The following is a 25386-nucleotide window of genomic DNA, read 5'->3' as shown; positions in this document are numbered from 1 at the left end:
GAGTCTGTGATGTTCGTCGATCCGCCCGCTCCACAGCCGTTGCAGCCGGGGGAGACCCCGCCCGTCTCCGGGAGCCCGGGGCTGCCCACACCGGACATGGCCGTCTCCTGGGAGTTCAATCCCGACTACCAGCGGCTGGTCATGATGTGGCGGCAGGTGCTGCCAGAGCTTGACGCGCTGACCTCAAGCCTGGACAAGGCCTATCAGATGGCCAGGAGCAAGGACGTCTGGGACGCCCCTGTCTCCGGGCGCTATGTGGAGGAGATGGCCGAGTGGCGCACCCGGCTCGGCCTCTACCGGCAGGCGATCCTGACCTCCATCAGTGATCAGGCGGCCGACACGCCCAGGTGGATACCCGTCAACGCGGGGGCACCGCACGCCTTCTCGTGAGGCGCCCACGGGCCTGCGCCCACAGGGAAACGCTCCCCTGGCGTGGGGCGTAGACGGCGGACAGGCATACAGTGGGGTGAGACGTCATCCCCGGGATGTGAACCATGGGTGCTGAGCCGTACTACGGGCCCGACTTCGGCCTCCTGCAGAGACAAGATCCCGAGATAGCGCAGGTCCTCGTCGACGAGCTCGAACGGGTCCGGGACGGTGTGCAGCTCATCGCCAGCGAGAACTTCGCCTCGCCCGCCGTGCTCGCCGCGCTCGGGTCGACGCTGACCAACAAGTACGCCGAGGGCTATCCCGGCAGGCGCTACTACGCGGGGTGCGAGGTCGTCGACCGCGCCGAGCGCCTCGCGGTCGAGCGGGCCAGACGCCTGTTCGGCGCGGACCACGTCAACGTGCAACCCCACTCCGGCACCTCTGCCAACCTGGCGGCCTACGCGGCGCTGCTCCAGCCGGGCGACACCGTGCTGGCCATGGCGCTGCCGCACGGCGGCCACCTCACCCACGGCTCCCGGGTCAACTTCTCCGGCCGCTGGTTCGGTGTCGTGGCGTACGGCGTGCGCAGGGACACCGAGCTGATCGACTACGACGAGGTCAGGGAACTGGCGCTGCGGCACCAGCCCAAGATGATCATCTGCGGTGCCACGGCCTACCCGCGGCGGATCGACTTCGCGGCCTTCAGGGGCATCGCGGACGAGGTCGGGGCCTGGCTGCTGGCCGACATCGCGCACACCGTGGGGCTGATGGCCGGAGGGGCCATGCCGTCCGCCGTGCCGTACGCGGACGTGGTGACCTTCACCACCCACAAGGCGCTGCGCGGGCCGAGGGGCGGCGGGATCATGTGCACCGAGGAACTGGCGGGCAGGATCGACCGCGCGGTCTTCCCGTTCACCCAGGGCGGCCCGCTCATGCACGCGATCGCGGCCAAGGCCGTCGCCTTCGGGGAGGCGCTCAGTCCCGAGTTCGCCGAGTACGCCCGTCAGGTGGTCGCCAACGCCCAGACGTTGGCCGACGGACTGGCCGCCGAGGGCATGCGGCCCGTCTCCGGGGGCACCGACAGCCATCTCGCCCTGGTCGACCTGCGGGACACAGGGATCTCCGGAGCCCTCGCCGAACAGCGGTGCGCCTCCGCGGGCATCACGCTCAACCGCAACGCGATCCCCTACGATCCGGAACCACCCACGGTGACCTCGGGAATCCGGGTCGGCACCCCCTGCGTCACCACCCAGGGGATGGGAGCCGAGGAGATGAAGGAGATCGCCTCGATGGTGGCGCGGGTCGTCAAGGACCCGGCCGCCGTGGCGGAGACCAGAGAGCGGGCGAGGGAGCTGGCACACGCCCACCAGACATATGCCAGGGAACTATGAGGCGTTCTGTCACGGTTTTCGGTCACAGATGGCCCGACTATCAGAGAAACTAGGTCCGTGCGCGAATACCTACTCATGGCACTGGTCGCGGCGGCGGCCACGTACCTGCTGGTCCCACTGGTCCGCGTGTTCGCCATCCGCATCGGCGCGATGCCGGAGGTCCGTGACCGTGACGTGCACACCGTCCCGACCCCCAGACTCGGCGGCCTGGCCATGTACGGCGGACTCGTCGCCGGCCTGCTGATCGCGAGCAGCCTGCCGTACGCGGGAGGCAAGCTGGGGGAGGAGACCTTCGCCGGCGGCAACACCGCGATCGCGCTGATCGCGGCGGGCGGCCTGATCACGCTCACCGGCTTCCTCGACGACTGGTGGGGGATGAGCGCGCTGGTCAAGCTGGCCGGGCAGATCGGCGCCGCGGGCGTCCTGGTGGCCTTCGACGTCACCCTGCCGTGGCTTCCGCTGCCCAACGCCATGGGCGGGCCGTTCGGCCTCGATTCGACGCTCCGCCCGTTGATCACCATCCTGGTCGTGGTCGTCGCGATCAACGCGGTGAACTTCGTCGACGGGCTCGACGGGCTCGCCGCCGGGATCGTCGGCATCGCCGCGATGGCCACCTGGGTCTACTCCGTCGTCCTGTCCAGTTACTACGGCAACACCAGCATCAACGTCACGGCGGTCATCGCCTCGGTGCTGATCGGTGTCTGCCTGGGCTTCCTGCCGCACAACTTCCATCCGGCGAAGATCTTCATGGGTGACACCGGGGCGATGTTGCTCGGGCTGGTCCTGTCCTCCACGATGATCACCATCACGCCGCTCGACTCGACCACCATCAACCGCTTCCCGGTCATCCTGCCGCTGCTGGTGCCCGTAGCCATCCTGGTGCTTCCGCTGCTCGACCTGATCATGGCGGTGATCCGGCGCACCTCGAACGGTCTGTCGCCTTTCGCGCCCGACCGGGGCCACCTGCACCACCGGCTGCTGGACATCGGCCACTCGCACCGGCGCACGGTGCTGATCATGTATGCCTGGACGATCCTGTTCGCCTTCACCGTTGTGGCGATGGCTGTTGAGGGCCTTCCGCTTGTGCTGTTCCTGCTGACCTTCCTGCTGGCGGTCGTGGTGCTGGTGGTGATGGCGCTGCCCAGCTGGCGCGCGCGCAGGAACGCGGGGGGTGGCCGCCACGTGCGTTCGGACGCGGAGCCGTCCTCCGTCCAGCCGGCACCGCCGTTCCCCGCTCAGCCTCCGTATCCCCCCGGCCCTCCCGGCGCCCCCATGGCCGCCCTGGGAGCACCGGTGGCCTATCCGCCCGCCCCTCAGGTGCCCGGTGTGGGAGAGGACACGGCTGTGCTGTCGGCGCTTCCCGGACCCGGTTTCTCCAACCCGGAGACGCTGCCCTGAGGTCGTTCGGTGTGTGATCCGTCACTGTACGGCTGGGGCCGGTGTCTCCCCGTGCCCCTTCCCGGGCGTGTGATGCCCCTGTGAGGACGCCGGGCGTGAGCCTCGGCCGTCCCGGCGACGGGAACTGCGGTGACCTCCCGCACACGTCCGGTGGCGGGATATCGGACACGGATTCCCGGTAGGGGAAAAACAGAGCGAACCCCGAGAAGTGATCTCTTTCTTATGAATGCCGGTCGGTTCATCGTGCTTCGGTGGGCGGGGATGGGAGATCGCCCCGCAGGGTGATGCATGGGATTGTCGTCCTATGAGATGTGAAGTCTGAATTGTTGCTGGAGTGATCTCCGCGGGGGGTCGATGAGAGGTATGAAAGCCGCAATTCGGATGCGTTCTTCGGTGTCGTCGTCCGGTCCGGGCAGGACGGCCCTCTCCGGGAGCGCGAGTCGCTCCTCGCGGCGGGGGGTGGGGGCTCCGTGGCGAGATCGCTGATCAGAGGTGGGCGGTGCCGTACGTCGTGGGGGCGTGGAGGGGCCGACGCCGACGTCCACGATGGAATCCGGGGTAAGGTCATGACTCCGTATAACGAATCCCTGATTCGGGTGCCGCTTTACTCCGGGCTCGGAAGGCCTTGTTCGATCCCGGTCAGGCAGAGTTCGTATTCGTTTGATTTGGCGCATGAGAGGCATTAAGGGAAAACAGTTCTTTTTCCCTGGTGAATGGTGCGGCGAAATCGATTGCGAACCGCGGGGAGCGGAAAAGGGTATGCTCGTTCGCCGGGGTCGGTGGCCTGTATCCACCGGTCCGCAGGGGTCGGGTGAGCCGTCAGGGGTGCCGACGGCCCGGTGCGGCCGAATGCCGCTTTCCTGTGGAAGGCGCGCCGGTCGTTCCGGAGGGCGCCGGGTCGTGCCGGGTCCGGCCGCCGGACACTTCTTGATCGTTTACTTGAAACGGCAGGTAAAGGCGGCCTTCGAGAGCTTGTGATAGCTTTCACTAGCAGGCAGGCGTCATGAACGCATCCTGCGCCGTAGCAATTGCTCGCTTGATAACCGTACCTGGAGCACCGATGCAGGCCAACGATCTCCAAGTTCTCAAAGCCGCCGCGATCCCCACGGCGCTACTGGGGCTGGTCGCCGTTGTCGTCTCCGCGGTCCTCTCGGGCGGCAAGGGGGCACTGGGAGCGGGCATAGGCGTCCTCGTGGTCGGCGCCTTCTTCACGATCGGCCTGCTGGCCGTCGTCTACGCGGCCCGGATCTCGCCCACGATGATGATGGCCGCCGCGATGGGCGTCTTCTTCACCAAGATCCTCGCGCTGGTGGTGCTGCTGACCGCCTTCGAGGACACCACCGTGTGGAGCCCGATGGCCTTCGCTCTGACGGTCATCGCGTGCACGATCTGCTGGACGGCCGGTGAGGCACGCGGCTTCCTGAAACTCCGGATCCTCTACGTCGACCCCGACGCCACGGTGCCCGGCCAGTTCGGGAGCAAGCGATGACAAGTCGCGATCTTCACAGCCCGTCCCCTAAGCTCGTCATGGCAGACGAGGCGGGACCGGTCACGGTCGGCCCTCCCGGGAGAGAGAACCCTGGAGGCTGGCCCGGTATGACTAGTCAGAGCCCCGCCTGCTATTGTCGCGTGCGCGATAAACATCGCGATAGACGAAGGTAGAGGAACGTCCTTCGGAGCCATCGAGCCCTGGTCTCCTCACCATCTTCACCCTCCTCGTCCGGCCGGCCTGCATACGGCGCGGCAGCCGGATGACACCCTCTTGACCAATCATCACGACGAAGGGAACGCCGAGTGAGCGCCGCGCTGACGCCTCTCGCCTCCGAGGAGTTCCATGCTCCGGGGCTCGGCATATTCGACTGGCCGCCGCTCGTCGAAGGTCAGGCCTGGTTCAACAAGCCCGCTCTCCTCGCCTTCATCGGCGGATTGCTGGTCATAGCCTTCGCCTTCGCCGCCTTCTCCCGGCCCAAGCTGGTGCCCAGGGGCGTGCAGAACGTCGGCGAACTCGCCTACGAGTTCGTCCGCGAGCAGATCGCCAGGCCGAACCTCGGCAGGGACAGCGACCGGTGGATGCCGCTGCTGTTCACCATGTTCCTCTTCGTGTGGATCATGAACCTGTTCGGCTCCATCATCTTCATCCAGTTCCCGGTGATGTCACGCATCGGTTACCCCGCGGTCCTCGCGATCGGGGTGTGGGTGCTGGTGATGTACCTGGGCATCAAGAACCAGGGCCCCATCAAGTTCTTCACGAACGTGATGTTCCCTCCCGGCCTGCCGACCTGGATCTACTTCCTGGTCGCGCCGATCGAGCTCGTCTCCACGTTCTTCCTGCGCCACATCACGCACGCGATCCGGTTGTTCGCCACCATGATGGCCGGTCACCTGATCATCGGCCTGTTCTCCGAGGTCGGCTGGCACTTCCTGTTCGTCCAGCTGACCCCGCTTGGGGCTCCGGTCGGCGTGCTCGGCGTCGTCATGACGCTCCTGCTGACGGCCTTCGAGCTGTTCATCCAGGCGCTGCAGGCCTACGTGTTCGCGTTGCTGACCGCCATGTTCATCAACGACGCCCTGCACGCCGCGCACTAAGACTTTTCCCTCTCACCGCCAGAGAACCCCGGTGGACACTCCACTGGTCGATAGAAAAGGAAACCAACCAATGAGTGGTCTGCTCGCCGAAGTGACCGGCAACCTCGGTTCCATCGGCTACGGCCTCGCAGCGATCGGCCCCGGTGTCGGCATCGGCATCATCTTCGGTCAGGGTGTGCAGGCCATCGCCCGCCAGCCCGAGGCCTACGGCCTGATCCGCCAGAACATGATCCTGGGCTTCGTGTTCGCCGAGGCGCTCGCGCTGATCGGTATCGCGCTCGCGTTCGTCTTCCGGACCTGAGAAACACCACCCCGCTCTGACGGAAGGCAGCACCCATGTATCTCCTAGCGGCAGAGGAAGCAAGCAATCCGCTTGTGCCCAACGTGGCCGAGATGGTCGTCGGCGGGTTCGCGTTCCTGGTCGTCCTCTTCATCGTCGGGCGTCTCCTGGTTCCCCGTATCCAGAAGACCCTGGCCGAGCGCGTCGACGCGATCGAGGGCGGCCTGAAGCGAGCCGCCGACGCTCAGGAAGAGGCGCAGCGGGCCCTCAAGCAGTACCGCGACCAGCTGGCCGAGGCTCGTCACGAGGCGTCCCGCCTGCGTGAAGAGGCCCGGGAGCAGGGCGCGCAGATCAAGGCCGAGCTCCGCGAGGAGGCACAGGCCGAGGCCCGTCGTCTCATCGAGGCCGCGCACGCCCAGATCGAGGCCGACCGCCAGCAGGCGTTCGCCCAGCTTCGCACGGAGATCGGCCGCCTGTCGGTCGACCTCGCCGGTCGTATCGTCGGTGAGTCCCTCCAGGACGAGGCGCGCCAGCGCCGTACCGTCGACCGGTTCCTTGAGGAGCTTGAGGCCGGCAGCAGCGCGGCGGTTCGCTGATGCGAGGTCTGAGCAGGGCTTCGCTGGCCGAGGTCGAAGAGCGCTTCAACGCCGTCGCGGGAAGCGCCGACCTCGGCTCGCTGGCCGACGAGCTTTTCGCGGTCGCCGACCTGTTCGACCGTGAGCACGGGCTCCGGCGCTATATGTCCGACCCGGCCCGCCCGGCGTCCCAGAAGGCCCAGGCCGTACGGGTTCTGCTGGAGGGCAAGGTCAGCGGTGCCGCCCTGGAGACGGTCATCCAGGCCGTCTCCGTCAGGTGGTCCGGCTCCGGAGACCTGGCCGACGCCCTTGAGCGGCTCGGCGTCGTCGCCGCCTCGGCCGAGGCCGAGGCACAGAGCAAGCTCGACGATGTCGAGGACGAACTGTTCAGGTTCGGGCGCATCGTCGCCTCGAACCTGGACCTGCAGCGCGTCCTGGCCGACCCCGCCGTCACCGAACAGGCCAAGCAGGAGCTGCTCGGCTCCCTGCTCGACGGCAAGGTCGCCCCCACCACGCTCCGTCTGGTCACGCAGCTTGTGCTGCATCCGCGAGGACGTAGCCTGGACAGAGGGCTGGACGAGTTCGGCAGCCTGGTCGCCGCCCAGAGGCAGCGCCTCGTCGCGGTGGTGCGCAGCGCGGTCGAGCTTTCCGAGGAGCAGAAGCGGCGTCTCGCCACGTGGCTCCGCACCTCGTACGGCCGCGACGTTCACCTGAACGTCGAGGTGGACCCGCGAGTGCTCGGAGGGTTCTCGGTGCGGATCGGGGACGACCTCATCGACACCACGATCGCGGGACGAATCGAAGAAGTCCGCCGCCGGTTGGCCGGCTAGGCGAATAGGGAGACTGAAGAGAGATGGCGGAGCTTACGATCCGGCCGGACGAGATCCGGGACGCGCTTGAGCGCTTCGTCCAGGCGTACGAGCCGGAAGGCGCCGCGCGCGAGGAGATCGGGACCGTCGTCGACTGCGGCGACGGTATCGCCCATGTCTCCGGCCTTCCCTCGGCGATGGCGAACGAGCTGCTTGAGTTCGAGGACGGTACGCGCGGCCTGGCACTGAACCTGGACGTCCGGGAGATCGGTGTCGTTGTTCTGGGCGACTTCAGCAAGATCGAGGAGGGCCAGTCGGTCCGCAGGACGGGCGAGGTCCTGTCCGTGCCGGTCGGCGACTCCTTCCTCGGCCGAGTGGTCGACCCGCTGGGTGTTCCGCTGGACGGCAAGGGTGCCATCGAGTCCGAGGGCCTGCGCGCCCTTGAGCTCCAGGCCCCGTCGGTCGTTCAGCGCCAGCCGGTCAAGGAGCCGCTGCAGACCGGCCTCAAGGCGGTTGACGCCATGACGCCGATCGGCCGCGGCCAGCGTCAGCTGATCATCGGTGACCGTGGCACCGGCAAGACCGCCATCGCCGTGGACACCATCCTCAACCAGCGGGAGAACTGGCTCTCCGGCGACCCCGAGAAGCAGGTTCGCTGCGTCTACGTCGCCGTCGGTCAGAAGGGCTCCACGATCGCGCAGGTCAAGGGCCGCCTTGAGGAGGCGGGCGCGATGGAGTACACCACCATCGTCGCCGCCCCGGCCTCCGACCCCGCCGGTTACAAGTACCTCGCCCCCTACACCGGCTCGGCCATCGGCCAGCACTGGATGTACCAGGGCAAGCACGTCCTCATCGTCTTCGACGACCTGACCAAGCAGGCCGACGCCTACCGCGCCGTCTCCCTGCTGCTGCGCCGCCCGCCGGGCCGTGAGGCCTTCCCCGGCGACGTCTTCTACTTGCACTCCCGTCTGCTGGAGCGCTGCGCGAAGCTGTCGAAGGAGATGGGCGCGGGCTCGATGACCGGTCTGCCGATCATCGAGACCAAGGGCAACGACGTCTCGGCGTTCATCCCGACCAACGTCATCTCCATCACCGACGGTCAGTGCTTCCTTGAGACCGACCTGTTCAACTCGGGTGTGCGTCCGGCCATCAACGTCGGTGTCTCCGTCTCCCGAGTCGGTGGCTCCGCGCAGATCAAGGCGATGCGCAAGGTCGCGGGCACGCTGCGTCTGTCGCTGTCGCAGTTCCGTGACCTGGAGGCCTTCGCCTCCTTCGCCTCCGACCTGGACGCGGCCTCCCGCGCCCAGCTGGAGCGCGGCCAGCGCCTGGTCGAGCTGCTCAAGCAGCCGCAGTACGCCCCCTTCCCCATCGAGAAGCAGGTCGTCTCGGTCTGGGCCGGCACCACGGGCGAGCTGGACGACGTCCCCGTCGAGGACATCCGCCGCTTCGAGGCGGAGTTCCTGGACTACGTCGCCAGGGAGAAGAAGGGTGTCTTCGACAGCATCCGCGAGACGAAGGACCTCTCCGACGACACGGTGACCGCCCTCAAGGACGGCATCACCGAGTTCAAGAAGACCTTCGAGACCTCGTCGGGCGAGCTGCTGGTCAACGAGGAGCCGGTCGCCGCGCTGTCCGCGGACGAGGTCGGCCAGGAGAAGATCACCAAGCACGTCCGCTCTGCCGAGAAGAAGTAGCCGATGGGTGCCCAGCTAAGACTGCTGCGGCGGCGGATCAAGTCGGTCAGGTCCACGGCGAAGATCACCCGCGCCCAGGAGCTCATCGCCTCGTCGCGCATCGTCAAGGCGCAGCAGCGTATGCAGGCGGCCGTGCCGTACGAGCGTGAGATCACCCGCGCCGTCACGGGCGTCGTCAGCAACACCAGCAGCGTCGACCACCCGCTGACGGTGTCGAAGGAGCGGCCCGCCAAGGCGGCCGTGCTCATCGTCACCAGTGACCGCGGGTTCTGCGGTGGCTTCAACGCCAACATCCTGCGTGAGGCCGAGGCCCTCGGCACGCTGCTGAAGGGCAAAGGCATCACGCCGGTTCCCTTCGTGGTCGGTCGTAAGGGCATCGCCTGGCACACCTTCCGCGGCCGCGAGATGGGCGGGAAGTGGGACGGCTTCTCCGACAATCCGTCCTACACCCACGCCAAGCAGATCGCGGACACGCTGATCGAGGCGTTCTCGGCGCAGGACGGGGTGGACGAGATCCACATCGTCTCGACCGGGTTCGTCTCGATGCTCACGCAGGAGGTCGCGGTCAGGCGGATTCTCCCGCTTGAGATCGAGGAGACCACCGCGAAGCCGGAGACGCCGCTGCCGTACTTCGAGTTCGAGCCCACCGCGGGCGCCGTGCTCGACACGCTGCTGCCGCGTTACGTGGAATCGCGTATCTTCAGCGCGCTGCTCCAGTCGGCCGCCTCCGAGCACGCCTCGCGTCGCCGGGCCATGAAGTCGGCGACCGACAACGCCAACGAGCTGATCCGTGTGTTCACCATGCAGATGAACCAGGCTCGCCAGGCCGAGATCACCCAGGAAATCAGCGAGATCGTCGGTGGCGCCAACGCGCTGGCTGACGCCGCAGCGGGGAAAGAGTGAAATGACTGCACAGACTGTTGAGACCGGCGTGGGCCGCGTCGCGCGGGTCACCGGTCCCGTCGTCGACGTGGAGTTCCCCGTCGAGGCGATGCCCGATATCTACAACGCGCTGAAGGTCGACGTCCTCCTCGCGGGGGAGACCAAGACCCTGACCCTGGAGGTCGCCCAGCACCTGGGTGACAACCTGGTCCGCGCCATCTCCATGCAGCCCACCGACGGTGTGACCCGTGGCGCTCCGGTGACCGACACCGGTGCCGCGATCTCCGTGCCGGTCGGCGACGTCGTCAAGGGCCACGTGTGGAGCACCCTGGGCGAGTCCCTGGACGTGCCGACCGCGTCGCTGAAGATCGAGGAGCGCTGGGGCATCCACCGTCCCTCGCCCTCCTTCGACTCCCTTGAGTCGCGCACCGAGATGCTGCCCACCGGCATCAAGGTCATCGACCTGCTCACCCCGTACGTCAAGGGTGGAAAGATCGGTCTGTTCGGTGGCGCCGGTGTCGGCAAGACCGTTCTGATCCAGGAGATGATCCGCCGAGTCGCGCTGAAGTTCTCGGGCACCTCGGTGTTCGCGGGCGTCGGCGAGCGCACCCGTGAGGGTAACGACCTCTGGCTGGAGATGGAGGAGGCGAACGTCCTCAAGGACACCGCCCTCGTCTTCGGCCAGATGGACGAGCCCCCGGGCACCCGTCTGCGCGTCGCGCTTTCCGCCCTCACCATGGCGGAGTACTTCCGTGACGTGCAGAAGCAGGACGTGCTTCTGTTCATCGACAACATCTTCCGGTTCACCCAGGCCGGTTCCGAGGTCTCCACCCTGCTCGGCCGTATGCCGTCCGCGGTGGGTTACCAGCCGACCCTGGCCGACGAGATGGGTGTTCTCCAGGAGCGCATCACCTCGACCCGCGGTCACTCGATCACCTCGATGCAGGCGATCTACGTCCCCGCGGACGACATCACCGACCCGGCCCCGCACAACGCGTTCGCGCACCTCGACGCGCAGACCGTTCTGTCCCGGCCGATCTCGGAGAAGGGCATCTACCCCGCGGTGGACCCGCTCGACTCCACCTCGCGGATCCTCGACCCGCTGATCCTCGGCGAGGAGCACTACCGCGTGGCCCAGGAGACCAAGCGGATTCTGCAGAAGTACAAGGAACTGCAGGACATCATCGCGATCCTGGGTATCGACGAGCTCTCCGAAGAGGACAAGGTCACCGTCAACCGGGCCCGCCGTATCGAGCGCTTCCTGTCGCACCCGATGTACGCCGCCGAGGCGTTCACCGGTCAGCCGGGTGAGTTCGTGCCGCTGGACGAGACGATCGCCTCGTTCAAGGGTCTGTGCGCCGGTGAGTACGACCACCTGCCCGAGCAGGCGTTCTTCATGGTCGGTGGCATCGAGCAGGCCATCGCCAAGGCCAAGGAACTCGCCCGCTAGTCGCCATCGGCACCGGTACGGCCCGGCCGTACCGGTGCCTGGTTCGAAAGGAACTCAGGAAAGTGGCGAAGCTGCGAGTAGGCGTTGTCTCGCCGGAGCGTGAGATCTGGTCGGGCGAGGCCGACATGGTGATTGCCAAGACCATTGACGGCGAGATCGGTATCATGCCTAAGCACGCGCCCGTGCTCGGCGTCCTCGTTGAGGGCGGCGTGCTGACGGTCAAGCGCGGCGGTGGCGAGCCCGACCTCGTCGCCGCGGTCCACGGAGGCTTCCTCTCGGTGGCGGACAACGAGGTGTCGATCCTGGCCGAGCTGGCCGAACTCGGCTCCGAGGTGGACGTCGCCGCCGCCAAGGACGCCCTCCAGCGGGCCCAGGCATCCATCGATGCCAACCAGGAGGACGCCGACGCCGCGATCGAGGTCAAGCGCGCCAGGGCAAGGTTGCGCGCGGCGGGCGAAGAAGTCGGATAAATTCTGCTTCTGAGCGCGGTATCGGTTGTTGGGGGCGGAGACATGGTGGTGCTGGACGTACTCATCGTCGTGGCGCTGCTGGCCGCCCTCCTCGCCTCCCGCGTGCTGATCCTGACCCGATCCCGGGGTTCGGTGCTGTGTTGCCTGCGTCCGATGTCGGGAGAACGAGGCTGGCGGGTCGGTGTGGCCCGCTACGCCGACGGTCACCTCAACTGGATTCCGCTCATAGGTCTGCTTCCAAGGCCGCGCCACGTGATCGTGAGGCGCGGCCTTGTCATTTCTGGACGACGCAGGATCGGGTCGGACGAGTTCTACGGCTTCATCGAAGGTGTGACGGCGCTGGAGTGCCGCAACGAGCGTGTGGCGTTCGAGCTCGCGATGGGGTACCGGGCCTTGACCGGCTTCGTCGCCTGGCTGGAGTCCGCCCCGCCCAGCGCCCATCTCGACGTGGCCTGACCCTCCTGGGTGAGGGCGGTCCACCCCGGCATGGAAGATGGCCCGGACCTGGTGTGGTCCGGGCCATCCGGCGTTCTCAGGGGAGAACGCGGCCCCGGGGACGGTCCTATGAGTGACGGTGCGGGTTGTCACTCATACGGTGCCGTCCAACCGGGTCCACACGCCGTCACCGAGCCGGCGGCGGCTTTCGCCCTGAGGCGATTCGCCGATGAGGGTGCCGGGGGTTTGCCCGATGACGGGAGCCGACGGGCCTCGCGCGTGCCGGCGGGATCACCACCGCACACATCCGGCGCCTGTCACGGGCAGGTGGGCTCACCACTCTGCGCGCCGACGCTGATCGCGCTCCAGGCGGCCTTGACCGCGTTGAACTCGGCGCAGGTGTAGAGGGACTTGGCGGCCTTCAGGGTCGCCACGCGCGCCTTGCCGTGCGTCCAGGGGATGGTCTTGAGGTTGAGGCCGCCTTGGAAGATCCGTCCGGCCTTCTGGACGCCGATGCCGGTCAGGCTCGACGGGCCGGAGCAGACCGGGCTCGCGGGCTTGCCGCCACCGGGGTTGGTGCCCTCGGCGAGCAGGTAGAACCAGTGGTTCTGCGGGCCTGCGGCCTTGTGCACCTCGGTGCTGGGGATGGAGGAGCTGTAGCAGTTGGGGTCACCGTTGGTGCTCGGCTTGTACATGTAGCGGATCGGGCCGCTGCCGACCAGGTCGACCTCCTCACCGACGGTGTAGTCCGGCGGGTCGTAGGCGTTGTTGGCGTAGGCCTCGGTGAGGGCTCCGAAGATGTCACCGGTGGACTCGTTCAGGCCGCCGGCCTCGTTACCGCTGCCGGAGCCGCCGGAACCGGAGAACTGGAAGATGGCGTGGCCGTACTCGTGGGCGACCACGTCGATCGGAGTGGCCTGCCTGCTGTTGGACTGGTTGTGGCCGAAGTTGGTGTAGGAGCCGTTCCAGAAGGCGTTGACCTGGTTCAGGCCGACGCGAGCCGGGAAGGCGCCGCCGCTGCCGTTGAAGCCGTTGCGGCCGAGCCAGTTCCTCAGCAGGTCCCATTCCTTCTGGGCCGCGTAGAGGGCGTCGACGCAGGCGGTCTCAAGGTTGGTGCCGGAGCCGTTGCCCCAGGAGTCGGAGCTCTTGGTGTAGGCGGAGCCGCTCTGGCCGCCACACTTCAGGCCGGGCCTGGTGCCGTCGGTCATGGAGTAGGAGCCACCCGAGCCCGAGGTCTGGATGGTGACCGGGTTGCCGTTGTAGTAGCTGTTGCCGGTTCCCTCCTTGACCTCGTCCACCTTGTCGATGACGGCGCCGGTGCGCGCGTCGACGTACACGTGGAGAACACTCTCGACGTTGTCCGAGCGTCCGGTTACCCCGACCTCCCAGGCCAGCGCCGGGGTCTCGGTCGCCGCGTGGACGACGAGCACCGGCGCGGAGGCGGTCGCGACGGTGGTGAGCTGGCCGCGGGCGGTGGCCGCGGCCGCGTCCGCGCTGACGACGGGGGTGGTGTCCAGGTTGAGCGTGGCCTGCTGCCCGGAGACGACGTCCCGCGCCTGCTCGCCCGTCCGGTCGGTGGCGACGATCACGTCACCGCCGTAGACGGGAAGGCCCCGGTAGCTGCGCTTGTAGTGCACGTACTGGAGGCCGAAGGTGCCCACGACGGTCTTCTCGCGGACGAAGCTGTCTTCCGGAGCCTTGTGCAGTGCCTGGGACTGCGCCACCAGCGCCCTGTCCGCGGTGGCGATCGCACGCTCACTGCTCTGGGCGTCCGGCGGGGCGTAGGCGCCATCGGAGTTCGCGGTGGCCGAAGGGCCGGTGCCGTTCGGCTGGGCGTACGCGCCGGTCGCGCTCGTGAGCGCGGATGTGGCCAGGGCGGCTGCCGCCAGTACGGCGACGCCCCCCAACCTTGTCTTGGACCTCACTACGGATGACTCCTCTCACAAGTCCCACAAAGGGGGGAAGGGACTAGCAGGAGCCCGTGGCCGGCCAGGGCTGCACTAAAGGTGACATGCAACAGATAGATTGACAAGCCTCGTAAAGGCATAGCATTTTCGTATGTCAAGGCAAACGGTAAGTAACGACTCTCGGAACCCTCCGTCGCCACCCGTCCACGCTGCGCATGTGCGACGGAGCGCGTCCAAGGGGCGGGAGGTCGGGGCCCATATCGTCTCCCCGGCTTGGCGCGCTGCGCCCGGTCCGTGCGCGGACGGCGGCGCGGCGACCATAACGCTCGGAGAATGGAACCCGGCTTCGGGACGGAGATCTCGGCCCGGATGGGGAAGGGGCGGGGTCACGGCGCGTGTGCGGGATTCGCGCTCCGGGCGGGGCCCGGCCTGGTCGGTGGGGGACCGAGGTGATCCCGGTCGGGATGGGCTCGGCGTTCGAACCGGGTGGATCTCCGCTGTCGCGCGTCGCACCGGCCTGTGGGTTCGAGCCCGTCCGGCCGGGCCGTCGCCGGTTCCGGCCGGTAGCCGGGTGGTGGGAACGTTCCGGCCGGTCCGTGGACGGCGGGGCGTTCTATGGAGATTCGCGTCGGCGGGCCCCGCCCATTCGGTGATAAGCGTCACCCGCCTATAAGGGACAAGCCATGACATTTTGCCATCGCGGGGATGGTGGTCGACGGCGAGGTCAAAGCCCGACTTGTCGGCCGCTCGTGCCGTTCATGGAAACCCGAAGACGTGTCCGCCGGCCCGTCCGCGGCGGTCGTGCCCGTGGGGCGGCCTCTCGGGGAACCGCCAGGTGAAGGCCATTGCCGTAGGCTCCGGTCTCCTGTTTCTCAATTGTGAGAAAGCCGTCCGCCTTCTCCTTCTCTTTCGGCTCCAAACAGATTTAACCGCTCCGGATTCGGCCGCCGTTGGCCTTTCGGTGAACCTCCAGGAGGCTCATTCCCGGGCATGATGACCCATCTCACCCAAGATCTTTAAGCCCTCCGGCGAAGCGCCCCATCCCATGACGACAACCAACCAACACACGAAAAATGAACTTTTGGCACCCATCGCGCCTACGCGGGGAGCCCCCGATCCCACCCAGCCGACGACACAGGCGACCACCCCCACGCGGGAGCAGGAGGCGCCCCCTCACACCGGGTCCTCGGGCGCCCCGGCCCCAAACGTGAAGAGTTCCACCCGGACACCGGGACGCCGCTTCTAAGGGGTTTGATCTTTGCTTTCCCGGTGCCGTGTGTGAAGAGTGTCCGGCTTGGGCGCGTCGGTGCTTGGACTGAGGAGCGAAGGAGCGAAGCGACGGAGTGACGAGGGAAAGCGCCGACTCGGGGCGCCCAAGCCCCGCGGCGCCGAAGGCGGCGCAAAGAGACACAGCCCGCGGCGCCGAAGGCGGCGCAAGGAGACACAGCCAGGCGGAGCAAGCGCTAACGCGTACCCCCCGGCTTCCACAAGATCTCATCGCCCCCGGCGGCGACGCGGCACAGGATGAACAGCAGGTCGCTGAGGCGGTTGAGGTACTTCGCGGTCAGCGGGTTGACGTCGTCGTGCTCTTCGAGGGCCGCCCAGACGGTCCGTTCCGCGCGCCGGGCCACGGTCCGTGCGACGTGGAGCTGGGCCACGGCGAGGGTGCCGCCGGGCAGGATGAAGCTGCGCAGTGGCCTGAGCCGTTCGTTGAACTCGTCGCACCTGGCTTCGAGCCACTCGACGTAGGAGGCTTCGACGCGCAGCGGGGGGAACTCGGGGTTCTCGGTGATCGGCGTGGACAGGTCGGCGCCGAGGTCGAACAGTTCGTTCTGCACCCGGGTCAGGACCGTGGTGACGTCCTCGTCGAGGGTGCCCACGGCCAGGGCGACACCGATCGCGGCGTTGGCCTCCTCCACGTCGGCGTAGGCGGCGAGCCGGGAGTCGGTCTTGCGGGTGCGGCTCATGTCGCCGAGTGCCGTCGTGCCGTCGTCGCCGGTGCGCGTGTAGATCTTGGAGAGCACCACCGGGTTGTCTCTGTCAGCTCGGGTCATGAGACTCAGCGTATCTTGCGCAGAATTACTCCTGATTAGTTAGATAGCTGACAATATGATTTACCGATGGTTTCCGGTTTTTACCTGCGTTTCCCGCACATCTCCCGGGAGACTCTGACCTTCGTCGCCGACGACGACGTCTGGACCGCTCCCGCCGAAGGCGGCAGGGCCTGGCGCCTGACCTCGGACAGGGCGCCGGCCTCGCATCCCCGGCTCTCTCCCGATGCGACCAGGGTCGCGTGGACGAGTGTCCGCGACGGCCACCCCGAGGTGCACCTCGCCGACCTTGAGTCCGGGTCGGCGGAGAGGCTGACCTACTGGAACGACCCCAGGACCCGCACCCGCGGCTGGACTCCGGACGGCAGGATTCTCGCGATCAGCGCGACCGGCGAGCCGTTCGTCTGGCGGAACTGGGCCTACGCGCTCGGCGACGGCCACGTCGAGCGGCTGCCGTACGGGCCGGTCTTCGATCTGTCGGCCACGGGGGACGGCGGGGGATCGGGGGAGGCGGGGGCGACGGTCGCGTTGCTCACCGCCTCACTCTCCCGCGACCCCGCCGTCTGGAAGCGTTACCGAGGCGGTACGGCGGGCCGCCTGTGGGTACGGCGCGGCCTGTCGGACGAGTTCGAACAGGTCCTGCCGGAGGTGAGAGGCACCTTCGCCAACCCGATGCTGGTCGGGGGACGGCTGGTCTTCCTCTCCGACCACGAGGGCGTCGGCAACCTCTACTCCTGTGAGCTCGACGGCACCGGACTGCGCCGCCACACCGACCATGACGTCTTCTACGCCCGTCACGCGACCACTGACGGGACCAGGATCGTCTACCAGAACGCCGGGGACGTCTACCTGCTCGACGATCTCGACGGCTCCTCCCGCAAACTCGACGTGACGCTCGGTTCGCCGCCGAGGGGGCGGCAGCCGTACCAGGTCAATCCGGGGTGGCGGCTGCACGATCTGGCGGTGGACGCGACGGGGCAGGCGAGCGCGGTCGAGGTCCAGGGGACGGTGCACTGGCTCACCCACCGGGACGGGCCCGCGCGGCAGCTCAGCACGGGCCTGGCCGCCGGCACGCCTCGGCTTCTGGGCGCGGACCGGGTGGTGTGGGTCTTCGACGACGGGGAGCGTCAGGGGCTGGAGATCGGCCCGGCCGGCGGTGGGGAGACCCGCAGGATCGCCGCCGGGCGGCTGGGCGAGGTCGGTGACCTGGCCGTGGCGCCCGACGCGAACACGGTCGCGGTCGCGGCCAGGGACGGCGGGCTGCTCCTGGTCGACGTGGCCTCGGGGGAGGTCGTCGAGCTGTCCAGGGCGAACGGCGAGATCAGCGGGCTGACCTGGTCTCCGGACTCGGCATGGCTGGCGTGGTCACACCCGGACGCGACCCCGCTGCGCCGGATCAGGCTGGCGAGGATGGCCGACCGGGTCGTCACCGACGTCACCGACGGGCGGTTCGTCGACGTCTCGCCCGCCTTCGCCGGGAGGTATCTGGCGTTCCTGTCGCGCAGGGGCTTCGACCCCGTCTACGACGCGCACTCCTTCGACATGTCCTTCCCGTTCGGCTACCGGCCGTACCTGGTGCCGCTGGCCGCGGCGACGCCTTCGCCGTTCGCGCCGAGCGGGGAGGGGCGGCCCCTGACGGATCCTGAGGACGACAAGGACGGCGATCTCCCGTTCACCGTCGATCTCGACGGCATCGCCTCCAGGGTGGTGCAGGTGCCGGTGCCGGAGGGACGTTACTCGGCGCTCAGCGCGGTCAAGGACGGCATCGTCTGGCTGCGTGAGCCGCTGGCGGGTGAGCTGGGTGAGGACCGGGACAAGGTCGGCGGTGATGCCCCCAGGGCCGCGCTCGACCGTTTCGACCTGGTCAAGCGCAAGTGCGAGGAGGTGGTGGACAAGCTCGACTGGTACGCGGTGAGCGGGGACGGCACCCAGCTCGTCGTCTCGGACAAGGGGACCCTCACGGTCAGGCCGGTCACGGGCAAGAACGGTGAGGACACGACCGTCGACCTGTCGCGTATCCGCGTCACCGCCGACCCGGTCGCCCTGTGGCGGCACGCCTACACCGAGATGGGCCGCAGGGTCAGGGCCGACTTCTGGGTCGAGGACCTGGCGGAGGTGGAGTGGGAGGCCGTGCTCGACGAGTACCGGCCGCTGGTCGAGCGTCTGGCGACCCAGGACGACTTCGCGGACCTGCTGTGGGAGGTCATGGGGGAGCTGGGTACCTCGCACTGCTACGTCTACGCGGCTCCGTGGGGGCACCGGGTCTCCGAGCCGGTGGGTCTGCTCGGCGCCGACCTGTCCCGGGACGAGGAGGGCCACTGGCGGATAGACCGGGTACTGCCCGGCGAGTCCTCGGACGTGCACGCCCGCTCACCGCTGGCCGTACCGGGGGCGGGGATCACGCCGGGGGAGAGGCTGCTGGCCGTGGACGGCCGTCCGGTGCCCCCGCAGGGCCCGGCGCCGCTGCTGATCGGTGCGGCGGACAAACCGGTCGAGCTGACCCTGGGCGGTGGGCGGAGGGTCGTCGTCACCCCGTTGCGCGACGACCGGCGCCTGCGTTACCAGGACTGGGTCACCGAGCGCAGGACGCACGTCCGTGAGCTGGGGGCAGGCAGGGTCGGTTATCTGCACATCCCGGACATGGTCGCGGAGGGCTGGGCGCAGTTCCACCGTGATCTGCGCAGGGAGATGACCAGGGAGGCACTGGTTGTCGACCTGCGTGGCAACCGGGGTGGCCACACCTCCGAGCTGATCATCGAGAAGCTGATCCGCCGGATCATCGCCTGGGACCTGCCCAGGGGCCTGAACCCGGTCACCTATCCCGAGGACGCCCCGCGTGGCCCGCTGGTCGCGGTCACCGACTACAACGCGGGGTCGGACGGCGACATCGTCACGGCGGCCTTCAAGATCCACAAGCTCGGTCCCGTGGTCGGCACCCGGACCTGGGGCGGCGTCATCGGCACGGAGGGCGACCACCGCCTGGTGGACGGCACCTACATCACCGTGGCGAGATACGCCTTCTGGTTCGACGAGCTGGGCTGGGGGGTCGAGAACTACGGCGTCGATCCCGACGTCGAGGTGGAGATCACCCCTGGTGACTGGGCGCGGGGCCGGGACCCGCAGATCGAGGAGGCGGTACGGCTGGCGCTGGCCGCGCTTGAGGAGCGGCCTGCGGCGAAGGCTCCCGACCTCTCGCGGCGTCCGTCCCGGCGTCGTCCGGCGCTGCCGCCCCGGTCCGGATGACATTTGTCAGCTCCGTCGGCTGACATCTCTCTGCTGGTGTGGTGATATCGGCGACTACCTGGTGAAAGGCGGAAACAGCAGGATTGTCGCCATGAGAACACCACAGCTCGCGGACACGGCGGAGATCGGAACCGTCGGCCTCGAAAACGTGATCGAGGTCGGCGGGCTCCGGCAGAAGTACGGCGACTTCGAGGCGGTGCGCGGCGTCTCCTTCACCGTCGCCAGGGGCGAGATCTTCGCCCTGCTCGGCACGAACGGCGCGGGCAAGACGACCACCATGGAGGTCCTGGGGGGCTTCACGCCCGCCACCGAGGGGAGCGTCAGGGTCCTCGGCCTCGACCCGATCAGGCAGCGCCGCGGTCTGCGTCCCCGTATCGGGATCATGCTGCAGGAGGGTGGCTTCCTGGGGGACCTCACGGTCGCCGAGACCGTCGGGCTGTGGAAGGGGCTGAGCGAGGACGCGGGACGCCCCGTGACCCTGTCCGGCACCGAGATGCCGGGGCGCCTGTCCATCACGGGCTGGACGAAGGGCGTCGACCGGCAGACCATGGGAGCGCTTGAGCTGGTCGGCCTGGAGAACAAGGCCAGGACCAGGGTCAAGCAGCTCTCCGGCGGTCAGAAGCGCAGGCTCGACCTCGCGCTGGCCGTACTGTCCGCCCCGGAGCTGCTCTTCCTCGACGAGCCGACCACCGGTATGGACCCCGAGGCGCGCCGTACCACGTGGCGGGTGATCGAGGACCTGCGGGAACGCGGCACGAGCGTGCTGCTCACCACGCACTACCTGGAGGAGGCCGAGCGCCTCGCAGGTCGCCTGGCGATCATGCACGAGGGGCGGATCCACACCTACGGGACGGTCGAGGAGGTCGTCGCGGGCTCCGGCGACACCATCTCCTTCCGGCTCGGCGGGGCCTCCCGCTCCTACGACGAACTGCCCTTCCTGGACGGCGCGGCCCCGGCGCTCACCTACACGGGCGACGGCACCGAGGTCGCCTACACGCTGACCGGCGACCAGGTCCAGGCCCGCGCGCACGCCGCCCTCTCACCGCTGCTGGCCTGGGCCGACAGCCGGGGCGAGGTCCTGGAGCGGCTGACCGTACGCCGGGGGACCCTGGAGGACGCCTTCATGCGGGTCCTCGGGGAGACGGCGTAGGACCGGAGACCATCCGGGTGGACGGCGGAGCGATCCGCGGGGAGACGACAGGCCGCACGACGGCCGGAAGGCAACGACAGACCATGAGAACCGACGCCCTGCACGCCGTACGGCTGGCCAGGATCGACCTGACCCTGATCTTCAGAAACACCACCGTCCTGTTCACCGTGCTGCTGATGCCGCTGTTGATGGCCTGGCTGTTCACCCAGACCCAGGGGGGCGCGACCATCGAGGGGGTGTCCGCCAAGCTCTTCGTGCTGACCGGAATGCCGGGCCTGATGATGGGGTTCGCGGTCTTCGTCAACCTGGTCAACTCATTGACGGCCCGTCGTGAGGAACTGGTGCTCAAGCGGCTGCGCGGGGGCCAGCCTTCTGCGGCGGCGGTTCTGGCGGGAAGCGCCCTCGGTGCGCTCGCTCTCTTCTTCGGTCAGGTCGTCCTGCTGGGGATCTGGATCCAGCGCACCGAGGGGGCGACCCCGGTCAACGTGCCGTTGATGCTCCTGGCCGCGGTCCTGGGGGTGACGGTGTTCGGGCTGCTGGCCGCCGCCTGCTCCGGCCTGACCCCCAACGCAGAGATGGCCCAGATCACGGTGCTCCCGATCCTCCTGCTCCTGATGATCGGCTCGCCGGTCGCCTTCCCGACGAACGCGCTGCCCGGCCTGCTGGGGACGATCTCCGGCCTGCTCCCGATCACCCCGATCGTGAAGATCATGCGCAGCGCCTTCCTCGGCTCCGACCACTACTCCGGCAGCGGCAGGGCGCTGAGCGTGCTGGAGCAGTGGACGGGGGCGCTGCCCTCCTTCGGAATCCTGATCGTCTGGATCGCGGTGACGGCCCTGTTGGCCGGATGGCTGTTCCGGTGGGAACCCCGGCACGGATAACGTCTACCGCGAGATGCAGACAAAAAGTGACACAGGGGAGGCGGGAGGCGACTTGCCTCCCGCCTCGCCGGCGTTCTCCGGAGAGCCCGGACGTCCGTCCTGGAAGACCGTCCTCGGCAAGCTGCGGATGTCGCTGTGGTGCCATCCCGGGCGTACGAGTGTCGAGCGGCTGCGCAGGTCGACCGTCGGCACACTGCTGATCGGCGTGGCCTTCGCCTGGCTCGGCACCTTCGTGAGGCTCACCGCGCAGGGCCGGCACCTCCTGACCCCTCTGACGATCTTCGATATGGCGGGGACGGCCGCCTTCAGCATCCTGTACGTGCAGATGGTCAGAGCCTCGATCGCCGGGGTCAGGGCGACCCGCGAGATGATCGCCTCCGGCGCGCTCGTCCTGGTCATGTTGGTGTCCCTGCACGGTGAGCTGTGGTCCCTCGGGCTCCTGGCCGTCGCCTGGTCCTCGGGCGCGGCCCTGCTGCTGGACAGGAGAGGGGCGATCGCCGTGTCCGTCGGCGCGGCGGCCGTCGCGGTGCTCGTCGTGCCCAGCGGACGTCTCGGGCTCGACGACACCTCCGCCCTCGCGATAGCGACCTTCCTCGCGATGGCCATGTTCATGCCGTGGGCCAACCGCTTCCAGCTCTGGTTCTGGAAGGTGGTCAGAGCGGCCGAGGAGGGCAAGGAGGCCATGGCCAGGCTGGCGGTGACCGAGGAACGGCTGCGCTTCTCCCGTGACCTGCACGACCTGGTCGGGCACAGCCTGTCCGCGATCGCGCTCAAGAGCGAGGTCGCCGCCAAGTTGTCGGCCGTGGACGCCGAACGGGCCGCCGCGGAGATGGGCGAGGTGCGCGTGCTGGCACGCGAGGCGCTCAAGGAGATCCGTACGGCGGTGCGCGGCTACCGCACGGTCGACTTCGACGCCGAGTTGCGCAGCATGACGGCCGTGCTTGAGGCGGGCGGCATCGGCTGCTCCCTCGAACTCCCGAAGGAGGGGGTCCCCGAGGAGGCGGCCACGCTGCTGGCCTGGGTGATCAGGGAGGGCACGACCAACGTGCTCAGGCACAGCTCGGCGACCCGCTGCCGGATCGCGATCACCCTGCGGGAGGGTACGGCGGTGCTGGAGATGACCAACGACGGCGCCACCGGGCCGACCGGGCGCGGCGGCACCGGGCTGACGGGCATGTCGGAGCGGGTGACGGCGATGGGCGGGGTCCTCACCGCGGGCGCGGGCGAGGGCGCGGGGGAGTTCAGGTTGCGGGCCACGATCCCGCTGGAGGGGGCACGATGATCCGGGTTCTGCTGGCAGACGACGCTCACCTGATCCGCAGGGCGATCGCCACGCTGCTCGGCCTGGAGCCGGACATCGAGGTGGTCGCCGAGGTGTCCAGGGGCGACCTGGTGGCGCAGGCCGTACAGGATCACAGCCCGGACGTGGTGGTGCTGGACATCGAGATGCCGGGGATGGACGGGCTGAGCGTGGCCGAGACACTGCCCGGTCACGCCGTGCTGATCCTGACCAGCTTCGGGCGGCCGGGCTACCTGAGGAGGGCGCTGGCCGCGGGGGTGCGCGGGTTCGTCCCCAAGGACGCCTCGGCCGAGGAGCTGGCGGCGGCGATCCGCAAGATCCACGCGGGCGGTCGATATCTCGACCCCGAGATGGCCGCCTCGGCGATGATGGCGGGGGAGAACCCGCTCACCGAACGCGAGCGCGACGCCCTGTCCCTGGCCTCCCAGGGGGCGACGGTCGCCCAGATCGCGGCCTCACTGCACCTCACCGAGGGGACGGTGCGCAACTACCTGTCCAGCTCCATCACCAAGCTCGGCGCGACCAACCGGATCACCGCGATCCGTGTCGCGCAGGAAAAAGGTTGGTTATGAACAGCATCTTTCTCCCAGAAGGGGGCAAGGGCTCCTCATGACGGCAGAAAGCCCAGTCCTGGGACAGGGCTTTCACATGGTCCGATGTGCACGTGGTCGGCCGACCGAGGTGGCGCCGAGATCGGTCTGAGGAGGGGGTATGCGCGCCGTTGGAAAGCCCGGGGCGCAGGTGGTCGTGGTGGGCAACCGCCTCGACGTGGGCACCGTAGCCGTGGTGCGCCCAAGACTGCACAGCGCGGTCGACTCCGGTGACGGTGATCTGATCGTCGATCTCTCCGGACTTGAGATGATCGACGCCACCGGCCTGGGCGTGCTGGTCGGCACGCACCGCCGGGCGCTTGAGACCGGGCGCCGCCTGGTGCTGAGAGGGGTGCCCGTCCGGGTCATGCGGGTGCTGGCGGTGACCCGCCTCAACCGGGTGCTCATCGTCGAGGTGCCCATGGCCGCGGTCGCCTGACCCCCCACGCCCCGGAGACGGCCGGGGCGAGGGGGACGGATGGGCTCACCTGGCGGTCATGTCGCGAACGACCGGTGGAAGATGTGCACGGCCGTACCGACCAGGTCGGAGACCGGGGGCGGGTCCTCGGCCAGCACCCACTCGATGAGCAGTTCGTGGACGGCGCCGATCATGCCCAGCGTGAGCAGGTGCCGGTTGACCCCGACCGTGTCCGGAGGACCGAGGGCACCGGCTGCGACGATCCTCGCGAAGGCCCGTACGGCCTGCTGCCGTGAGGTGGTGAGGCAGTCGCCCGCCCTGCGCACCTCCAGGTGCATGATCCGGGCGCGTCTTCTGTCCTCGGTGACGAAGTTGATGTACTCCGTGATGCCCGCCTCGACCCTGCCGAGCAGGGTGTCGGGAGCCTCCTCGACGGCCTTCGCCACCGCCGAGACGGCCTCCTGGACGCACCTCTCGTGCAGTGCCCGCATGAGTTCGGTGCGCCCGGAGAAACATTCGTAGAACGCGCGGTTGGAGATGCGCGCCGTGGCGCACAGCCTCTCGATCGTCGTCTCTGGGAATCCGGGGTCGGAATAGAGGGTGTACGCCGCGCAGATCAAACGTTCCCGTCGTTCGGCGAGACGTTCCTCCGCTGACATTCCCCGGTAAGGCCGGCCGTTCATGTCAAGCACCCCGCCTTGACGTGGGGTTGACAAATGCTCGTTTTATCACTTCCACCTCATGATCCTGGCCCCCGGAATCCCCCATTATGGGTGCAAGATCCTTTTTGCGGAAGAGTAAGTGTCCTGTTGCTTGCACACTTCATGCAAGAAGGTCACGAGCCTGACTGGGCAGTCAAGTCACCCACGTCCGTGAAGGGCCTCAGCGGACGAGGAGCCCACGGTCCAAAGCGGTGGTGACGGCGGCCGTACGGTCGGAGACCCCCAGCTTGCCGAAGACCCGCAGCAGGTGGGTCTTCACCGTGGTCTCGCTGATGAACAGCGCCCGGCCGATCTCGGCGTTGGTGAGCCCCTCGGCCACCAGCGCCAGCACCTCGGCCTCGCGCGGCGACAGGGTCTCGGCCGCCGGGGCGCGCATCCTGGTCACCAGCCGGGTCGCCACGGACGGCGACAGCACCGTCTCCCCACGCGCGGCGGAGGCGATCGCGGCCAGCAGGTCGGCCCGCGAGGTGTCCTTCAGCAGGTAACCGGCCGCCCCGGCCTCGACCGCCCGCAGAATGTCCTGGTCCGTCTCGTAGGTGGTCAGCACGATCACCCGGCTCCGCGGCAGGGCGGCCAGGATGCGCGAGGTCGCGCTGACCCCGTCGCCGTTCGGCATCCGCAGGTCCATCAGGATCACCTCGGGTCGCAGTTGCACGGCCCGCGCCACCGCCTCGTCCCCGGAGGCGGCCTCCCCGACCACGGTGATCTCCGGCGCCGCCTCAAGCATGCCCCGCAGGCCTTCACGGACCACGGGGTGGTCATCGACGATCATCAGTCGTAGCACT

The 25386-nt window shown here is 68.4% G+C and carries 23 protein-coding genes; 19 read left to right on the top strand and 4 right to left on the bottom strand.

What is annotated here, in order from left to right; genetic code table 11:
* Positions 1-9 precede the first annotated feature (9 nt).
* The 13 genes from ABZ470_RS04335 (at position 10) to ABZ470_RS04275 (ending at position 12360) form a co-directional block, all read left to right on the top strand.
* The gene (locus ABZ470_RS04335; RefSeq protein ID WP_352009660.1) at positions 10-390 is read left to right on the top strand and encodes a hypothetical protein; all 381 of its coding nucleotides are present in this window, start codon (positions 10-12) and stop codon (positions 388-390) included.
* Between the two features lie 104 nt (positions 391-494).
* Positions 495-1760, top strand: a complete 1266-nt coding sequence (glyA, locus tag ABZ470_RS04330; protein WP_352009659.1) for a serine hydroxymethyltransferase — start codon at positions 495-497, stop codon at positions 1758-1760.
* Between the two features lie 57 nt (positions 1761-1817).
* Complete coding sequence (locus ABZ470_RS04325; RefSeq protein ID WP_362909853.1) at positions 1818-3158, top strand: MraY family glycosyltransferase; 1341 nt, start codon at positions 1818-1820, stop codon at positions 3156-3158.
* Between the two features lie 1060 nt (positions 3159-4218).
* On the top strand, positions 4219-4647 hold the full coding sequence (locus tag ABZ470_RS04320) for a hypothetical protein (protein WP_352009657.1): 429 nt from the start codon (positions 4219-4221) through the stop codon (positions 4645-4647).
* A 305-nt stretch (positions 4648-4952) separates the two neighbouring features.
* A complete protein-coding gene (atpB, locus tag ABZ470_RS04315; RefSeq protein ID WP_352009656.1) occupies positions 4953-5744 on the top strand; it encodes a F0F1 ATP synthase subunit A in 792 nt (263 codons plus the stop codon).
* Positions 5745-5814: 70 nt separating this feature from the next.
* Positions 5815-6045, top strand: a complete 231-nt coding sequence (gene atpE / locus ABZ470_RS04310) for an ATP synthase F0 subunit C (RefSeq protein WP_352009655.1) — start codon at positions 5815-5817, stop codon at positions 6043-6045.
* Positions 6046-6080: 35 nt separating this feature from the next.
* A complete protein-coding gene (locus ABZ470_RS04305) occupies positions 6081-6620 on the top strand; it encodes a F0F1 ATP synthase subunit B (protein ID WP_352009654.1) in 540 nt (179 codons plus the stop codon).
* Positions 6620-7429: a F0F1 ATP synthase subunit delta gene (locus ABZ470_RS04300; RefSeq protein ID WP_362909851.1), complete on the top strand. Its 810-nt coding sequence runs from the start codon at positions 6620-6622 to the stop codon at positions 7427-7429. Before ABZ470_RS04305 ends, ABZ470_RS04300 begins: the two co-directional genes overlap by 1 nt.
* 23 nt (positions 7430-7452) lie before the next feature.
* Positions 7453-9102 carry a F0F1 ATP synthase subunit alpha gene (gene atpA / locus ABZ470_RS04295; protein ID WP_352009652.1) on the top strand — a complete coding sequence of 550 codons (1650 nt, stop codon included), beginning with the start codon at positions 7453-7455 and terminating at the stop codon, positions 9100-9102.
* Between the two features lie 3 nt (positions 9103-9105).
* The gene (locus ABZ470_RS04290; RefSeq protein ID WP_352009651.1) at positions 9106-10005 is read left to right on the top strand and encodes a F0F1 ATP synthase subunit gamma; all 900 of its coding nucleotides are present in this window, start codon (positions 9106-9108) and stop codon (positions 10003-10005) included.
* A gap of 1 nt (position 10006) precedes the next feature.
* Complete coding sequence (gene atpD, locus ABZ470_RS04285; protein ID WP_352009650.1) at positions 10007-11434, top strand: F0F1 ATP synthase subunit beta; 1428 nt, start codon at positions 10007-10009, stop codon at positions 11432-11434.
* A 62-nt stretch (positions 11435-11496) separates the two neighbouring features.
* Positions 11497-11904 carry a F0F1 ATP synthase subunit epsilon gene (locus ABZ470_RS04280; protein ID WP_352009649.1) on the top strand — a complete coding sequence of 136 codons (408 nt, stop codon included), beginning with the start codon at positions 11497-11499 and terminating at the stop codon, positions 11902-11904.
* 42 nt (positions 11905-11946) lie between these two features.
* A complete protein-coding gene (locus tag ABZ470_RS04275; protein WP_352009648.1) occupies positions 11947-12360 on the top strand; it encodes a DUF2550 domain-containing protein in 414 nt (137 codons plus the stop codon).
* 296 nt (positions 12361-12656) lie between these two features.
* Here the strand turns inward: ABZ470_RS04275 and ABZ470_RS04270 are convergent, their stop codons facing one another.
* Both ABZ470_RS04270 and ABZ470_RS04265 read right to left on the bottom strand, forming a co-directional pair.
* Positions 12657-14264: a M4 family metallopeptidase gene (locus ABZ470_RS04270; RefSeq protein WP_362909849.1), complete on the bottom strand. Its 1608-nt coding sequence runs from the start codon at positions 14262-14264 to the stop codon at positions 12657-12659.
* 1445 nt (positions 14265-15709) lie between these two features.
* A complete protein-coding gene (locus tag ABZ470_RS04265; protein WP_362777085.1) occupies positions 15710-16300 on the bottom strand; it encodes a cob(I)yrinic acid a,c-diamide adenosyltransferase in 591 nt (196 codons plus the stop codon).
* Positions 16301-16366: 66 nt separating this feature from the next.
* On the opposite strand from ABZ470_RS04265, the gene ABZ470_RS04260 reads away from it, so the two are divergent.
* The 6 genes from ABZ470_RS04260 to ABZ470_RS04235 all read left to right on the top strand — a co-directional run bounded on the left by ABZ470_RS04260 (position 16367) and on the right by ABZ470_RS04235 (position 23900).
* Entirely contained in the window at positions 16367-19540 is a 3174-nt protein-coding gene (locus ABZ470_RS04260) for a S41 family peptidase (protein WP_362909847.1), read from the top strand.
* 91 nt (positions 19541-19631) lie between these two features.
* Complete coding sequence (locus ABZ470_RS04255; RefSeq protein ID WP_362909845.1) at positions 19632-20690, top strand: ABC transporter ATP-binding protein; 1059 nt, start codon at positions 19632-19634, stop codon at positions 20688-20690.
* A gap of 83 nt (positions 20691-20773) precedes the next feature.
* The gene (locus tag ABZ470_RS04250) at positions 20774-21571 is read left to right on the top strand and encodes an ABC transporter permease (RefSeq protein WP_362909843.1); all 798 of its coding nucleotides are present in this window, start codon (positions 20774-20776) and stop codon (positions 21569-21571) included.
* Positions 21572-21623: 52 nt separating this feature from the next.
* Positions 21624-22853: a histidine kinase gene (locus ABZ470_RS04245; RefSeq protein WP_362909841.1), complete on the top strand. Its 1230-nt coding sequence runs from the start codon at positions 21624-21626 to the stop codon at positions 22851-22853.
* Positions 22850-23443: a response regulator transcription factor gene (locus tag ABZ470_RS04240; protein ID WP_352009641.1), complete on the top strand. Its 594-nt coding sequence runs from the start codon at positions 22850-22852 to the stop codon at positions 23441-23443. The genes ABZ470_RS04245 and ABZ470_RS04240 overlap by 4 nt, the downstream gene beginning before the upstream one ends.
* A gap of 139 nt (positions 23444-23582) precedes the next feature.
* Entirely contained in the window at positions 23583-23900 is a 318-nt protein-coding gene (locus tag ABZ470_RS04235; RefSeq protein WP_352009640.1) for an STAS domain-containing protein, read from the top strand.
* Between the two features lie 56 nt (positions 23901-23956).
* Here the strand turns inward: ABZ470_RS04235 and ABZ470_RS04230 are convergent, their stop codons facing one another.
* Both ABZ470_RS04230 and ABZ470_RS04225 read right to left on the bottom strand, forming a co-directional pair.
* Complete coding sequence (locus ABZ470_RS04230) at positions 23957-24562, bottom strand: TetR/AcrR family transcriptional regulator (protein WP_352009639.1); 606 nt, start codon at positions 24560-24562, stop codon at positions 23957-23959.
* A 199-nt stretch (positions 24563-24761) separates the two neighbouring features.
* A complete protein-coding gene (locus ABZ470_RS04225) occupies positions 24762-25385 on the bottom strand; it encodes a response regulator transcription factor (protein WP_362909838.1) in 624 nt (207 codons plus the stop codon).
* Position 25386 lies beyond the last annotated feature (1 nt).

The sequence above is a fragment of the Streptosporangium sp. NPDC020072 genome, assembly GCF_040631445.1.
GTDB lineage: Bacteria > Actinomycetota > Actinomycetes > Streptosporangiales > Streptosporangiaceae > Streptosporangium.
Note: the sequence above shows the minus strand (reverse complement) of the source record. Positions and strands in the feature narration are given on the sequence as shown.

Coding starts and splice junctions, on each gene's coding strand:
- ABZ470_RS04335 (WP_352009660.1), top strand. CDS start 10: ATGTTCGTCGATCCGCCCGCTCCACAGCCGTTGCAGCCGGGGGAGACC.
- glyA (WP_352009659.1), top strand. CDS start 495: ATGGGTGCTGAGCCGTACTACGGGCCCGACTTCGGCCTCCTGCAGAGA.
- ABZ470_RS04320 (WP_352009657.1), top strand. CDS start 4,219: ATGCAGGCCAACGATCTCCAAGTTCTCAAAGCCGCCGCGATCCCCACG.
- atpE (WP_352009655.1), top strand. CDS start 5,815: ATGAGTGGTCTGCTCGCCGAAGTGACCGGCAACCTCGGTTCCATCGGC.
- ABZ470_RS04305 (WP_352009654.1), top strand. CDS start 6,081: ATGTATCTCCTAGCGGCAGAGGAAGCAAGCAATCCGCTTGTGCCCAAC.
- ABZ470_RS04300 (WP_362909851.1), top strand. CDS start 6,620: ATGCGAGGTCTGAGCAGGGCTTCGCTGGCCGAGGTCGAAGAGCGCTTC.
- atpA (WP_352009652.1), top strand. CDS start 7,453: ATGGCGGAGCTTACGATCCGGCCGGACGAGATCCGGGACGCGCTTGAG.
- ABZ470_RS04290 (WP_352009651.1), top strand. CDS start 9,106: ATGGGTGCCCAGCTAAGACTGCTGCGGCGGCGGATCAAGTCGGTCAGG.
- atpD (WP_352009650.1), top strand. CDS start 10,007: ATGACTGCACAGACTGTTGAGACCGGCGTGGGCCGCGTCGCGCGGGTC.
- ABZ470_RS04275 (WP_352009648.1), top strand. CDS start 11,947: ATGGTGGTGCTGGACGTACTCATCGTCGTGGCGCTGCTGGCCGCCCTC.
- ABZ470_RS04265 (WP_362777085.1), bottom strand. CDS start 16,300: ATGACCCGAGCTGACAGAGACAACCCGGTGGTGCTCTCCAAGATCTAC.
- ABZ470_RS04260 (WP_362909847.1), top strand. CDS start 16,367: ATGGTTTCCGGTTTTTACCTGCGTTTCCCGCACATCTCCCGGGAGACT.
- ABZ470_RS04255 (WP_362909845.1), top strand. CDS start 19,632: ATGAGAACACCACAGCTCGCGGACACGGCGGAGATCGGAACCGTCGGC.
- ABZ470_RS04250 (WP_362909843.1), top strand. CDS start 20,774: ATGAGAACCGACGCCCTGCACGCCGTACGGCTGGCCAGGATCGACCTG.
- ABZ470_RS04240 (WP_352009641.1), top strand. CDS start 22,850: ATGATCCGGGTTCTGCTGGCAGACGACGCTCACCTGATCCGCAGGGCG.
- ABZ470_RS04235 (WP_352009640.1), top strand. CDS start 23,583: ATGCGCGCCGTTGGAAAGCCCGGGGCGCAGGTGGTCGTGGTGGGCAAC.
- ABZ470_RS04230 (WP_352009639.1), bottom strand. CDS start 24,562: ATGAACGGCCGGCCTTACCGGGGAATGTCAGCGGAGGAACGTCTCGCC.